This window comes from Nonomuraea dietziae (assembly GCF_014195505.1).
Taxonomy (GTDB): Bacteria; Actinomycetota; Actinomycetes; order Streptosporangiales; family Streptosporangiaceae; genus Nonomuraea; species Nonomuraea roseola.
Map to the genome: position 1 here is coordinate 1,612,251 of NZ_JACIBV010000001.1, position 13,234 is coordinate 1,625,484.

A 13,234-nucleotide genomic window follows, 5' to 3' on the forward strand; every position below is an offset into this window, starting at 1 on the left:
GAACGGTCGGTGTGCGTCAGGCCGTCGTCCAGGGCCGGAGCTTCTCGGGGTTCCGTACTGCCCAGATGTGCTTGATCCGGTCGCCTGCGACGTCGATCGCCAGCACCACCACGGTGACGCCGTCCAACTGCGCCACCAAGCCGGGCTGACCGTTGACCGTACGCTCCAGGATCGTCAGGCCGGGCGCCCTGGTGGCGATCTCGACGAAGACGCGCGCGATCTGCTCGCCACCCGCGATCGGCTGCAGCACGGCGCTGACGAGACCGCCGCCGTCGGCGATCCCCGTGGCGTCGGGGGCGAGGAGGCCGATGAGCGCGCCGATGTCCTTGGCCTCCCATGCCTGCTTGAAGGCTCTGACGAGGTCGGCGCGCTGGGCCGCGGGGGTCGCGGGAGCCTGCGAGGCGCGGATGCGACGGCGGGCTGAGGAGGCCAGCTGGCGGCAGGCCGCCGGCGTGCGGCCGACGATCTCGGCCACCTCGGTGAAGGAGTAGCGGAAGACGTCGTGCAGGATGAACGCGACGCGCTCGGCCGGGGTCATCGAATCGAGCACGACGAGGAAGGCCATGTTGATCGACTCATCGAGGGTCACCCGGTCGGCCGGGTCGGCCGTGGTGCCGCCCGGCAGACCGTTCGTCCACTCCGTTCGGTCGGGCAGCGGCTCCGGGATCCATTCGCCCACGTAGCTCTCGCGCCGGGCCCGTGCCGAGCCGAGCAGGTCGAGGCAGATGCGACTGGCGACCCTCGTCAGCCAGGCGCCGGGGGATTCGATGGCCTCCTGCTGCCGCCGGGACATGGCGTACCAGCGGGCGTAGGTCTCCTGAACGACGTCCTCGGCGTCGGCCAGGGAGCCGAGGAGCCGGTAGGCGAGATTGATCAGCTGACGCCGCTCGCTCATGATCGCGCTCAGGCCCGGATCGAGCCGGCCGTCTCCTGGCCCGGATGGGGTGGTCATGGTGTGGCCGGCCTTCCTTGTCGCGTCTGCCCTCACCAGATCGACGAGGCAGCCCCTCGGATTGTGAGGTCGAGGCGTCGCCTCACATTTCCGAGGGGCCGCGGGTACTGCGTCGATCACGGCCTGCCGTGGCCACTCCTGTCGAGCAGGTCGCGGACGGCTTCGATGACGGCGTCAGGCTGTTCCACGTGGAGGTGGTTGTGCGCGGCGTCCTTGAGCACGCGCTGCTCCCCCCGTGGAACGGCCGCCGCCATCGCCGCGTGCATGGCGCGCACACCCTCGAGCCCCTGACGCATCTCCTCGGGGGACATGAACTGCGCCCAGTAGGGGTTGTCGCCTCCGGCGGTGATCACGATCAGCGGGACGTCAGGCAGCCCTCCCCCGTGCCTGAGCTCGTCGTAGATCTCGGTCTCGAAATTCTCCGTCTCCCGCAGACCCGTCCGCCACGACGCGAGGTGGTGATCGATCAGCGACTCGCGCGCAGCGTCGGGCCACTGCGCGTAGATCTGCGCGTACTGTCCGCGGGCGGCCTCGATCTGCTCGGCGGTCAGGTCAGGCATGTCGGCCTCGTTCAGCTTCATCTGCTCGCTCAGCTCGGCCATCTGCTCCGGCATGAAGGCCAGGATGTCCTCGTGGCCGGGGTCCACCAGCAGCAGGCCGGCCACCTCGGCGGGGAACAGCTGCGCGTAGCGTCGCGCGTAGAAGGCGCCCAGTGAGTGGCCGACCAGCAGGTAGGGGCCTGGCACCTCGGCGGCGCGCAGGAGGCGGCGCAGCTCGTCGGCGACCTCCTCCGCCCTGCGGGGCAGCTCGACCCGGTCGCTCCAGCCCGTCCCCGCACGGTCGTAGAACACGCTCGTGGCGAACTCGGCGGCCCGCTCCTGGACGTTCAGGAAGTCCAGGCCGACCAGCCCCGCCCCCGGCAGGAACACCACGCTCGGCGCCCCCTCGCCGGAGCGGTGCAGCAGCAGGCGCCGGCCTTCCACGTCGTGCAGCCGCCCCACGGGCGGCCCCTCGAATGACTGCTCTGACATGGCTGTTCCTCCGCATCATCATTCTCAACGTGAGAACAGTATCATCTTGCGAAAGGTTGCAGTGTGAGATGATGACGCCGTGGACACGTGGGAACTGCTGACGCACCCGGTACGGCTGCGCGTCGTGCACGCCATGTCAGGCGGGCGGACGCTCACGACCTCCCAGTTGTGCGCGCGGATGCCCGATATCTCCAAGGCCACCGTCTACCGCCAGGTCGGCCTGCTCGCCGAGGGAGGCGTGCTCGAGATCGACGGCGAGCAGCGGGTGCGCGGCGCCGTCGAGCGCAGGTACCGGCTGCGCGGGGAACTGGCGCTGATCGACGCCGAGACGGCCGCGTCGGCGTCGCTGGAGGACCACCGCCGCGTGTTCGCCACCGCGATGGCCGCTCTCATCGCCGAGTTCAACGTCTTCCTCGACAGGGAGCACGACGGCTCGATCGCCGAGTCGGTCGGCTACCGCCAGCACGCGCTCTGGCTCAGCAGGGAGGAGCTCGCCGACATGATCAGCGAGCTGCGCCGGACGATCGTGGCCCGCATGGCCAACGAACCCACGCCCGAGCGCGCGCAGTACCTGCTCAGCCCGATCCTCTTCCCGCTCGAGGAGCCGGCGGCGCGGGCAGAGCAGGGGCCAGGAGTCACTCCCTGACGCTGAGGCCCAGGTTGGCGGCGATGGTGATGGCCTGGACGGGGTCGATGATCGCGCCGGCGATCTCGCAGGTGACGGGGTCGAGCGAGGTGAGGTCACTGCCCCGCAGGTCGCACCGGCTGAGATCGGCCTTGCTCAGCCACGCGCCCGACAGGTCGACGCCCCTGAGCTTCGCCCCGGCGAAGCGGGCGCCCGTCAGGTCGGCCTCCCGCATGCGCACGTCGGCGAACGTGGCGTTGCGCAGGTCGGCGCCGGGCAGCCCCACGAACGACCAGTCGCCGCCCGCGACCTTCATCAGGTCGTAGGTCGAGCCGTCGAACATGCTGCCCACGAACTTGCACCTGGTGAAGGTCGCGTCGAAGAACGACGTCCTGGTGAAGGTGCAGTTGATGAAGCCGCTCTCCTCGTGCGTGGAGGCGTTGAAGCGGCAGTTGCGGAACGTGCACTCGAAGAACTCCGCGCCCCTGCTGACCGCCTCGGTGAGATCCACGTCGACGAAGGCGACCCGCCGGTGCTGCTCGCCCGACAGGTCCTTGCTGTCCCAGTCGGCGGAGCGAACGGTGGTGTCGGTCGGCGGCGCGGGTGCGCCGTGCTTGCGGTCAGCCATCATGGGCGGAGAGCCTAGAGGGCGGCGGCGACAGTTTCTGCAGCGCCCTGAGCGTCGTGGCCAGTTCCTCCTGCACGATGCGGCTGGCCGCCTCCCTGTCGAACTTCTCGATCGCGGTGACCAGCCCCGCGTGTGAGGCGTCGCCGTGGTTGGCGTCGCCGGCGCGCAGCTTGAGCAGGTCGACCAGGTCGATCAACCCCTGTCGCAGCGCGGGCACGAACTCGGCGAACAGGTCGGTGAGCACCGGGTTGCGCGCCGCGGCCACCACCGCCGCGTGCAGCGCGATGTCGGCGTCGACGAAGGCGGCGTCGTCGCCCGCGGAGGCGGCGCGTCTGTCCGCGAGAGCCGCCTTCAACGCCTCGAGGTCGGCGGGCCTCCTGCGCTCAGCGGCCAGCCTGGCGGCCTGCACCTCGACCAGCATCCTGACCTCGTACACGTCCGCCACGGCCGCCCGCCGCAGCCGCGCGGACCACTCCTCGGCCGCCTCGGTCGCGATGACGAACACCCCGGCGCCCTGGCGGGCCTGCAGCAGCCCCGCCCCCGCCAGCGCGCGCAGCGCCTCGCGGACGGTCGACCTTCCCACGCCGAGCGTCTGGGCGAGTGTCGTCTCTCCGGGCAGTTTCGTGCCGACCGGGTAGCGCCCCGCGGCTATCTCCTCGCGGAGGTGCTGGGCGGCCTGGTCGACGAGCGGACTGGGACGGAGCATCGAAACCTCTCAGGTTGTCTGAGGAGCTGAGGTGTGCTTAATCTACCGCACATGACCTGGAATCCCCAGCGCCCGAGCCCCATGTCCTACCACCGTTACCAGTCCTTTGACCAGCGCGTCGAGGTGCCGCTCACCGAGCGGGCCTGGCCGGGAAGGCGGCTCGGACGGGCGCCGCTCTGGGTGTCGGTGGACCTCCGCGACGGCAACCAGGCGCTGGCCGAGCCCATGGACACCCCGCGCAAGCGCCGCCTGTTCGACCTGCTGGTCAGGATGGGCTTCAAGGAGATCGAGGTCGGCTACCCCTCGGCCAGCCAGACCGACTTCGACTTCGTCAGACACCTGGCCGAGAGCGACGCCGTGCCCGACGACGTGACGCTGGTCGTCTTCACCGCCGCCCGCCGCGACCTGATCGAGCGGACCTTCGCCTCCATCGAGGGGCTGCCGCGCACGGTCGTGCACCTGTACACCGCGACCGCGCCGGTGTGGCGGGAGGTGGTGCTGGGCCGTACCAGGCAGGAGGTCCGCGCGCTGATCACGGACGCGGCCGAGCACATGGCCAGGCTGGGCACGGCCGCCACCCGCTTCCAGTTCTCGCCCGAGGTGTTCAACCTCACCGAGCCCGACTTCGTCCTGGAGGTCTGCGACGGCCTCACCGAGCTGTGGGACGCCTCCCCGGGCCGTCCGGTGATCCACAACCTGCCCGCCACCGTCGAGATCGCCACCCCCAACGTCTACGCCGACCAGATCGAGTACATGCACAGGCACCTGGCCAGGCGCGAGTCGGTCATCCTGTCGGTCCACCCCCACAACGACAGGGGCACCGGCGTGGCCTGCGCGGAGCTGGCCGTACTTGCGGGGGCGCAGCGGGTGGAGGGCTGCCTGTTCGGCAACGGCGAGCGCACCGGCAACGTCGACCTGGTCACCCTGGCCATGAACCTCTACGCCCAGGGCGTGGACCCGATGCTGGACTTCTCCGACATCGACGCCGTCCGCGAGACCGTGGAGGCGTGCAACAGGCTGCCGGTGCACCCGCGCCATCCCTACGGCGGCGAGCTGGTCTACACCGCCTTCTCCGGCACCCACCAGGACGCCATCAGCAAGGGCCTGGCCCACCAGAAGCCGGACGAGCCGTGGCGGGTGCCGTACCTGCCGATCGATCCGGCCGACGTCGGCCGCAGCTACGAGGCGGTCATCAGGGTCAACAGCCAGTCGGGCAAGGGCGGCATCGCGCACCTGCTGCACACCCACTACGGCCTCGACCTGCCCGTACGGCTGCGCGCCGACTTCGCCGCCGTCGTGCAGGCCGCCACCGACGGCAGCGGCCACGAGGCCACGCCGCAGGACCTGTGGCGGCTGTTCCAGGCGACCTACCTCGAGACTCCCTCGATGGCGTGGAGCACGGCCGAGGTGGCGCCTGGCGAGCACCGCTTCACCTGCGAGCTGGGCGAGGGGACCGGCGACGGCCCGCTGTCCGCCCTCGTCGACGCCCTGCGCGGGGCGGGGGTCGACGTGGACATCGTGCACTGCTCCGAGCACGCGACGGCCGCGGGGCCCGGCAGCCCCGCGATCGCCTATGCCGCGTGCAGGGTGGTGGGCACGACCTGGTGGGGCGCAGGTCAGGACGGCTCGGTGCTGACCGCCTCGGTGAGGGCGGTCCTGTCCGCCGTCACCAGGGCGCGGCGAGGGGGCCAGGCCACGGGGCCGTGTGTCAGGTGAGGCGGTCGGGGATCGACGCGAGGAGGTCCTCGTACTGGACGAACAGGCGCGGGACAGGGGTCCCTGTCGTGGCGTGGGTGTCGGCCGCGGTGAGCGCGGTCCAGCAGGCGGCCGTGAGCCGGCGGGCGTGGGCGCCGGGCCAGGGCTGCGGGAGGAGCTCGGGGGGAAGGAGCGGGTCTGGTTCCATGGCGTGGGTGAAGGCCGCGGCGAGCTGGACGGCCATGGTCAGTTGCTCGGACCCGGTGAGGGTGTCCTGCTGTGCGAGCCGGTCGAGGCAGACCCGGGCGAAGTCGGCGAGGCGGTCGTGGCGGGCGGCGATGTCGTCCAGGGGCCAGAGGGCGGCGGCCAGGGCGGGCGGGTCCTCCTGGCCGCCGATGCGCAGGTCGGTGGTGGTGAGGCAGGTGAGCGCGTGGGCGACGCCGAGGTGGCGGGTCTGGGCTTCGACGAGTTCCTCGATGCGGTTCGCGCTGACATAGAGGCCGCTTTGGACGGGGGCGGCGCCGAGATGGCGCAAGGTGTCGCGCAGGGCGTCGCGGGAGGTCCTGCTCGACTCGGGGATGGCGAAGGCGAACAGGTGCCAGACACCGTCCCAGGGGGCGAGCCCGTGGTCCTGGCGGTAGGCGTGGCGGACGTAGGCGAGGTTGGGGGTGAGCGAGCCCGTGGCGTCGGCGACCGTCCTCAACAGGGCCTTGCGCCCGCGGCCTTCGTGGCTGAAGCGGCCCTCGGCGACAAGCCGCTTGACGCACAGGCGGACCTGCTGGTCGCTCATGCCGAGAAGGCCGGCGACGGTGTAGAGCTCACCGGCGTCGACGGTGCCGTCCTCGCGGACCAGGGCGTGCACCAGCAGCCGGGTGGGGACGGGCACAGGGGCGGCGCTGCCCGCGTCGGCCCCCGTGCCCATCGGGGTGTTCGGGTGGACGCCCATCAAACCTGCCCGCGCGTGGTCGAGACGGCCGGCGTGACGGGCCGGTGCATGGTGGTGACGGCGCCGAAGCCCATCAGGTGGCGTAGGTACGGGGTCTTCTCGGTGTGCACGGCGATGAAGCCGTGCCGTTCGTACAGGGCGCGGGCGCGCGGGTTGACGTCGATGACGTCGAGGCGGATGCGCCGGCAGGAGTGCTCGGCGGCCACGGCCGCGATCTCGCGCAGCAGGAGGCTGCCGATGCCTTTGCCCCGGTGCTCGGGGGCGACGGCGATGCCGTCCATCACGAGCTCGCCGTCGGCGGGGCGCCGTTCCATCAGGGTGAGCAGGGCCAGGCGCGGCAGTCCGCGCAGGGTCCCGTAGGCGGACAGGACGTCGCCCGCGCCGCCGCCCGTCAGGCCGCGCCCGCCGAGCTGGTAGCCGGCCACCCCTGCCACCTCGCCGTCGACGACGGCGGCCACACCCCGGTCGTGGTGGAGGTGGGCCGCGAGGAAGGCGCGGGCCTTGTCCGGCGGGTTCAGGGCGGCGCCGAGCTTCCGTCCGAACGCCTGCCAGTACAGCGCGGCCACCCGCGCCTCACTGCCCTCGGGCAGGCCCCTGAGCACCTGCGGGTCATCCGGATTGTCCGGTCTGGCTCCCGGCTTGGTCGTGTCCATCGGCGCTCCTCCTGAGCGGCGGGCCGGACGCCCGCCCATTTGCACTATCGACACTACTACGCTCATTCTCAATACGAGCGTATCAAAAACGATAGGTTGGGGTGGATATGAGCCGAGGAATGGCGACGCGGCGCCGCGGGCGTGTCCTGGTGTGGTCGTTGGCCGTCGTGCTGCTGGTGGGCGCGGGGCTCGGCGGTGTCGCGGTCTGGCAGAACACCTACGCGCTACGGGAGGAGCGCATCACCGTGCGCCACGACGGGCGGTCACTGGACGGCGTGCTCGCCCGGCCGGAGAGCGGCGACGGCCCCTTCGGCCTGGTCGTCTTCGTCCACGGCGACGGACCCATCGACGCCACGCACGACACCTTCTACCGGCCCCTGTGGGAGTCCTTCGCGAAGGCCGGCTACGCCTCGCTCTCCCTGAGCAAGCCCGGCATCGGCGCCTCCGAGGGGAACTGGCTGGACCAGAGCATGGACGACCGAGCCGGCGAGACCCTCGCCGCGATCACCTGGGCACGCGCGCGTCCCGACATCGACGCTCGGCGCATCGGTCTGTGGGGGGCCAGTCAGGCAGGGTGGGTGCTGCCCAAGGTCGCGGCCCGCGACCGCGCTGTGCGGTTCGTCATCGCGGTCTCACCGGCCGTCGACTGGCAACAGCAGGGGCGCTACAACCTCCTCGCCGGCCTGCGTGAGAACGGCGCCACCGAGGACGAGAAACACGCAGCGCTGCGACGGCGTGAGGCGAACCTGCGCCTGCTGCGGCAGGGCGCGACCTTCGAGGAGTACCGCACCGCCGTCGGCGACACCGACGGCATGACCGCCGAACGCTGGCGGTTCATCGCCAAGAACTACCGCTCCAACGCGAGCGACGACCTGCGCGCCATGCGCGGCACCCGCACGCTCCTGGTGCTGGCCGGGCACGACGTCAACGTCGACGTCGCCGACACCGAGGCCGTCTACCGGCGCATCCTGCCTCCCGCCTCCCTGACGGTGCGGCACTACCCCGACGCCACCCACTCGCTGGTCGACCACGCCGTCGAGAACTCCGAGCCGCGCCTCGCCCTCACCGCCGTCTTCGCCCCGAGACGCCTGTACGCGCCCGGCTTCCTCGCCGACCAGCGCCGCTTCGTCGAGCAGATCACCGACCGCAAGGCGACCGACTGACCATCGCGACCACGTCTCCTCGTCAGCTACCTTTCTGGCCCTCATGCGGCCTGACGCATGTGTGTGCGGCGGCCTCACCGGCGCCCGTATGAGGCAAGATCGCTCCATGCGTCCGAGCCGCGATCCCTTCGTCCTGCTCTTCGCCGGGGCCGTCGCACTTGCCTCGCTCCTGACGCTCATCGAGGCGAGCACTCCCGGCCTGTCCTTCTGGGCGCTGGCGCTGGCGCTGTACTGGGTGGCGCTCGCCATCGCCACCGCCTGGTTCGCACGGGTGAGGGAACCTGGCACCGCCAAGCGAGCGTGGAAGCCCTGGATGTTCGTCCCGGTCGCGCTGGTGCTGGGCACCGTGCTGCTGGTCGGACTCGACGCGCCCCTACACGCGCGCTTCGCCCTGTCCGAACCGAGCCTGGAGCGCCACGCCCGGTCCGTGCGCGACGACCATGACAGCAACCGGTGGTGGGGCCTGTACCGGGTGGACCACGTGGAGAAGATTCCAGGGGGAGCGAGGTTCACGGTCACCTCGCTCACGATGGACTGGCAGAGCTACGGCTTCGCCTACAGCCCCGATCGGGCACCGGAAGAGGGCCGGTACGAACACTTCAAGGGCCCCTGGTACATCTGGAGCGAGGGACCCTGAAGGCGCCGAACAGGCGGGCCGATCCACTCGTGCACCGCGCGTCCCCGAGATCGTTGACTGGGGCCTCGGCTAGCGGGTGGCGAGGAGCGCGTAGCGTTCGTCGTCGATGGGCTTGCCCCACAGACGCGGGTCGGTCAGCGGCTCCACGCGAAGGCCGGTGACGAGGTCGCGCAGCGCGAGCGACAGCGTCGCCGCCGTGACCCCGCCCGACCACGGTGTCGCCTCGGCCGAACCCGTGCCCCAGCGGCCCTCGACGAGCACGAGCCTGCCGCCTGGGCGCACCAGGTCGCGCCAGCGGCGCAGCGCGGCATGGGGATCGGGCATGGCCCACACCACGTGCCTGCACAGCAGCACGTCGAAGCGCGCCTCACCCACAGGCGGGTCGGCCGCGTCGCCGGTGAGAACCTCGACGGGCAGCCCCGCCACCTTGGCCCTGGCCAGCTCGACCATGCGGGGCGACAGGTCGACCCCGGTGACCGTGTGACCCTCCTCGGCCAGCAGACGCGCCAGCGTGCCCGTGCCGCAGCCGACGTCGAGCACGCGCGAGGGCGGCTCGGGCAGCCAGGAGAGCAGGCGCTCACGCCAGGCGGCGCGCACCTCGGGATCGAGCAGGCCGTGGTCGGCCTCCTGGTCGAAGGTGGCAGCGGCGCTGTCCCAGTAGTCCGTCGTCATGAGGGCACTGTGCCAGGCGGCACCGACAGAACGGCGTCCGCTCTCAGGGCGGTCCGAGGAGCCAGGAGGTGACGAGCGGGGGCGGCGCCTCACTTCCGGGCGAGCCGCCGCAGTGGGCCCTGGCCGTACGAGACCGCCGTGAGAGCAGCGCGCCTCACGTGTCCGAGCACGGGCCCGCGGGCATGGTGCCCGCGATGATGGCGTGGAGCCCGTGCTCGAAGGCCGCGTCTCCCCCGGCGGAGGAGCCCTCCCTCAGCGCCACGACCAGTGGCGCCTCGACGTCGCCGCCCAGGAGATCGATCAGGGGGTCGAGCGGGGCGGTGCCGGGTGGCCGCGCGGCCTGCTCCTGCAGGACGAATCCCGTGACGTAGTGGCTGATCGCGGTGATCGTGCGCAGCGCGAGCACGGGCGTGAAACCGTGGGCCAGCATCGCCGTCAGCTCCTCGTTGAGCCGCCTGATCGGCTCCTGGCCCAGGCCGGTGGCGTTGGCGACGACGCGAGCGCCGTCGCGGTGGGCCAGGAGCGACCTGCGGTAGGAGCGGCCGCGTCTGGCCAGCCAGTCCTGCCAGGACTCACCCTCCTCGGGCGGCCCCATCCCCGCCGACAGGACGATGGCGCCCGCCATGCCGTCCAGCAGGTCCTGCTTGGTGCGGATATGCCAGTACAGGGCGGGTGAGCGCACGCCGAGCTCCGCGGCCAGGCGGCGGACCGTCAGGCCCTCCAGCCCCACCTCGTCGAGGAGGCGCAGCGCCGCGTCGATCAGCTTCTGCGGGGTCAGCCCCGCCCTCCTGTTCTCACCCATCGACCAGCCACCTTAGCACTGCTAAGCTCTCCTTAGCGTTGCTAAGGAGAGTCATGATCACTGCGTTCTCCGCCGACGGCACCGAGGTCAGGGCCTCGGATCAGGGTGAGGGCCCGATCGTGCTGGTGCTGCACGCGGGGCTCGACGACGGCTCACAGTGGGGTGAGGTCGCCGCGCGGCTCGCGCCGCGCTTCCGCGTCGTGCGCGTCCATCGCCGGCAGTACCGGCTGGACCTGACCCCGCCGAGCACGATCGCCCAGGAGGTCGAGGACGTGCTGGCGGTCGTGGCCGCGCTCGGCGGCGGGCCCGTCCTGCTCGTCGGGCACTCCTCGGGCGGCGTGGTGGCGTTGGAGGCCGCGCTCGCCTCCCCCGCCGCCTTCGGCGGGCTGGTCCTCTACGAGCCGCCCGTCGTGGTCGGCACGTCACTGGGCGGCGCGGCGACCGCGGCGGCCCAGGCCGCCGTCGCGCGCGGCCGTCCCGGCAGGGCGCTCCAGATCTTCCTGCGCGATGTCGTACGGCTGCCGCCATGGCAGGCCGGGCTCATCAGGCTGGTCCTTCCCTTCTCCCCCCGGCTGCGGGCGCTGGTCCCCCGGCAGATCGACGACCTCCAGGCCATCGACCGGTCGGGCCGACGCCTCGACGCCTACGGAGCCGTCGGGGCGCCCACCGTGCTGCTGGGCGGCGGTACCAGCCCCGCGCATCTCGGCGAGCGACTCGACGCCCTGGCCGGGGTGCTGCCGGCGGCCGAGCGCGTGACCCTGCCAGGGCAGGGCCACGGCGGCCACCTGCGCGCCCCTGGCCAGGTGGCGCGCGTGATCGAGGAGCACGCCCTGCGGGTCCTGTAGGCGGGCGCGACGGCCCCTTGAGGTCGAGCGTCGCGCCCGGCTCCTTCCTCAGGCAGTGCCCCTCGGACCAGGGCCTCGGACCAGGGCCTCAGACGGTGGCGTCCCACGGGTCAGGTGGGGTGAAGGTGGAGGTGACGGGGACGAAGCGGGACTCCTCCGCCGAGGTCAGGATCGCGGTCATGACCTCGACGACGTGCAGCGCCAGCTCGCCCGACGCCCGGTGCGGCCGGCCCTCGGCGATGGCCTGCGCCATCTCCAGCACGCCGAGGCCGCGGCCCGCGGTGGCGCCCTTCACCGGCAGGTCGGTCCAGTCGGGTGCTCCGGTGGGGCGCAGCCGTACAGGGCCGGTGAAGTCGTTGGGGTTGGGCGCCGCGAGCGTCGCCTCGGTGCCGGTGAGCTCCAGGAAGTCGCCGCGCGACAGCGGCGAGTCGAAGGAGAACACGGTCGTGGCCCGCTGGCCTCCCGCGAACTCCAGCAGGGCGTTGACGTGCGTGAGCACCTCCACGTCGAAGACGGTTCCCGCCAGCGGGCCCGAGCCGATCCGCCGCTGCGCGTGCGCCCTGCTGCCGTTGGCGGCCACCCTCGTGACCGGCCCGAACAGGACGGCGAGCGCGGTCAGGTAGTAGGGGCCCATGTCGAACAGGGGGCCCGCGCCCGGCTTGAAGAGGAACTCGGGGCTCGGATGCCAGCGCTCAGGGCCCGGCCCCTGCAGAAGGGTGATGGCCGACAGCGGCCTGCCGATGTCCCCCGCCGCGACACTGCGGGCGACGGTCTGCAACCCCGCGCCGAGGAAGGTGTCGGGCGCGCAGCCGACCCTGACCCCCGCCGCCTCGGCCGCCTCCAGCAGCTCGCGGCCGGCGGCGGGCTCGAGGGTCAGCGGCTTCTCGTTGTAGACGTGCCGTCCCGCCGCGATGACCTGGGCGGCGACCTCGGCGTGCGCGGCCGGAACCGTGAGGTTGACGACGATCTCGACGTCGGGGTGGTTGACGACCCGCTCGACCTCTCCCGCGACCGGCACGCCGTACTCCTTGGCGACGGCCCGCGCGCGGTCCACGTCGAGATCGGCGCAGGCGACCACGCGGACGTCGGTGAAGGAGGTCAGGTTGGTGAGGTATTGGTGACTGATGTTGCCGCAGCCGACGATGGCGATTCCCGTCATCGGCCCTCCACCGAGCGCAGGTAGGCGAGGGAGTCGGCCAGCGCGTCGAAGATGTCCGTGGCGCAGCTGTCGAGCTCGACCACGCGCCTTGCCCGCGGGGCGGCGGCCAGGATGTCGGGGATGGGCAGCGTGCCGGAGCCGACCGCGGTCATCGGCTCGCCGAGAGTGGCAGGGCCGTCCTTGACGTGCAGGAACTGCACCCGTTCGCCCAGCCTGCCGAGCAGCGAGGGCACGTCGGCGCCGCCGACCGCGGCCCAGTAGACGTCCACCTCCAGCACCACGGCGGGGTCGAGCAGGTCGGCCAGGACCTCCAGCGCGTGACGTCCGCCGACCCGCGAGGCCAGCTCCCAGTGGTGGTTGTGGTAGCCGACGGTGACGCCGTGCTCGGCTCCCCACGCGGAGGCCGCGTTCAGCGCGTCGGCGGTCCTTCCGATCCCCTCCTGCGTCGTGAACTCCTCCGGCCGCACCATCGGCACGATGAGCGTGCCCGCGACCTTGAGATAGTCGTCCCTGTTCGGCCCGAGCAGGGGGGCGTGGGCGGAGGGGACCTCGAACCCGTCCACAGGGGTCAGATCGAACGGTTCGACCGCCTCGTACCCGAGCGAGGCGAGTCTGGAGAGGGTGGCGGCTGGGTCGGCGGCCAGATGGTCTCTGAGGGTGTAGAGCTGCACGGCATAAGACCTCATGGTGATGAACGCTAACTATGCCGGGTGTGTGGTG

The 13,234-nt window shown here is 71.9% G+C and carries 15 protein-coding genes; 5 read left to right on the forward strand and 10 right to left on the reverse strand.

Going from position 1 to position 13,234, the window contains the following annotated elements; all coding sequences use genetic code 11:
* Positions 1–16 precede the first annotated feature (16 nt).
* Positions 17–952 (reverse strand): RNA polymerase sigma factor SigJ, encoded by a 936-nt coding sequence (sigJ, locus tag FHR33_RS07890; protein WP_183645323.1) that lies wholly within the window; start codon positions 950–952, stop codon positions 17–19.
* Positions 953–1,068: 116 nt separating this feature from the next.
* Positions 1,069–1,983: an alpha/beta fold hydrolase gene (locus tag FHR33_RS07895; RefSeq protein WP_183645324.1), complete on the reverse strand. Its 915-nt coding sequence runs from the start codon at positions 1,981–1,983 to the stop codon at positions 1,069–1,071.
* 79 nt (positions 1,984–2,062) lie between these two features.
* On the opposite strand from FHR33_RS07895, the gene FHR33_RS07900 reads away from it, so the two are divergent.
* On the forward strand, positions 2,063–2,629 hold the full coding sequence (locus FHR33_RS07900) for a helix-turn-helix domain-containing protein (RefSeq protein WP_183645325.1): 567 nt from the start codon (positions 2,063–2,065) through the stop codon (positions 2,627–2,629).
* On the opposite strand, the gene FHR33_RS07905 is transcribed toward FHR33_RS07900, so the two are convergent.
* Positions 2,619–3,239 (reverse strand): pentapeptide repeat-containing protein, encoded by a 621-nt coding sequence (locus FHR33_RS07905; protein WP_246451706.1) that lies wholly within the window; start codon positions 3,237–3,239, stop codon positions 2,619–2,621. The genes FHR33_RS07900 and FHR33_RS07905 overlap by 11 nt on opposite strands.
* Positions 3,229–3,942 (reverse strand): FadR/GntR family transcriptional regulator, encoded by a 714-nt coding sequence (locus FHR33_RS07910; protein WP_183645326.1) that lies wholly within the window; start codon positions 3,940–3,942, stop codon positions 3,229–3,231. Before FHR33_RS07910 ends, FHR33_RS07905 begins: the two co-directional genes overlap by 11 nt.
* A gap of 51 nt (positions 3,943–3,993) precedes the next feature.
* On the opposite strand from FHR33_RS07910, the gene FHR33_RS07915 reads away from it, so the two are divergent.
* Positions 3,994–5,658 (forward strand): 2-isopropylmalate synthase, encoded by a 1,665-nt coding sequence (locus tag FHR33_RS07915; protein ID WP_183645327.1) that lies wholly within the window; start codon positions 3,994–3,996, stop codon positions 5,656–5,658.
* Here FHR33_RS07915 and FHR33_RS07920 read toward each other — a convergent pair.
* Both FHR33_RS07920 and FHR33_RS07925 read right to left on the reverse strand, forming a co-directional pair.
* Entirely contained in the window at positions 5,651–6,583 is a 933-nt protein-coding gene (locus tag FHR33_RS07920) for a PaaX family transcriptional regulator C-terminal domain-containing protein (RefSeq protein WP_246451707.1), read from the reverse strand. The genes FHR33_RS07915 and FHR33_RS07920 overlap by 8 nt on opposite strands.
* Positions 6,583–7,236, reverse strand: coding sequence for a GNAT family N-acetyltransferase (locus FHR33_RS07925; protein WP_183645328.1), 654 nt, complete (start codon positions 7,234–7,236; stop codon positions 6,583–6,585). The genes FHR33_RS07920 and FHR33_RS07925 overlap by 1 nt, the downstream gene beginning before the upstream one ends.
* Positions 7,237–7,355: 119 nt before the next feature.
* Here FHR33_RS07925 and FHR33_RS07930 point away from each other — a divergent pair, with 119 nt between their 5' ends.
* Positions 7,356–8,399, forward strand: a complete 1,044-nt coding sequence (locus tag FHR33_RS07930) for an alpha/beta hydrolase family protein (protein WP_183645329.1) — start codon at positions 7,356–7,358, stop codon at positions 8,397–8,399.
* Positions 8,400–8,505: 106 nt separating this feature from the next.
* Positions 8,506–9,036 (forward strand): hypothetical protein, encoded by a 531-nt coding sequence (locus FHR33_RS07935; RefSeq protein ID WP_183645330.1) that lies wholly within the window; start codon positions 8,506–8,508, stop codon positions 9,034–9,036.
* Positions 9,037–9,105: 69 nt separating this feature from the next.
* Here FHR33_RS07935 and FHR33_RS07940 read toward each other — a convergent pair whose 3' ends face one another.
* Positions 9,106–9,708, reverse strand: coding sequence for a class I SAM-dependent methyltransferase (locus tag FHR33_RS07940; protein WP_183645331.1), 603 nt, complete (start codon positions 9,706–9,708; stop codon positions 9,106–9,108).
* A gap of 154 nt (positions 9,709–9,862) precedes the next feature.
* Positions 9,863–10,510, reverse strand: coding sequence for a TetR/AcrR family transcriptional regulator C-terminal domain-containing protein (locus FHR33_RS07945; RefSeq protein WP_183645332.1), 648 nt, complete (start codon positions 10,508–10,510; stop codon positions 9,863–9,865).
* A 53-nt stretch (positions 10,511–10,563) separates the two neighbouring features.
* On the opposite strand from FHR33_RS07945, the gene FHR33_RS07950 reads away from it, so the two are divergent.
* Positions 10,564–11,355: an alpha/beta fold hydrolase gene (locus FHR33_RS07950; protein ID WP_183645333.1), complete on the forward strand. Its 792-nt coding sequence runs from the start codon at positions 10,564–10,566 to the stop codon at positions 11,353–11,355.
* Between the two features lie 88 nt (positions 11,356–11,443).
* Here FHR33_RS07950 and FHR33_RS07955 read toward each other — a convergent pair whose 3' ends face one another.
* Both FHR33_RS07955 and FHR33_RS07960 read right to left on the reverse strand, forming a co-directional pair.
* A complete protein-coding gene (locus FHR33_RS07955; RefSeq protein WP_183645334.1) occupies positions 11,444–12,514 on the reverse strand; it encodes a Gfo/Idh/MocA family protein in 1,071 nt (356 codons plus the stop codon).
* Positions 12,511–13,200, reverse strand: coding sequence for a sugar phosphate isomerase/epimerase family protein (locus tag FHR33_RS07960; protein WP_183645335.1), 690 nt, complete (start codon positions 13,198–13,200; stop codon positions 12,511–12,513). Before FHR33_RS07960 ends, FHR33_RS07955 begins: the two co-directional genes overlap by 4 nt.
* Positions 13,201–13,234: the final 34 nt, after the last annotated feature.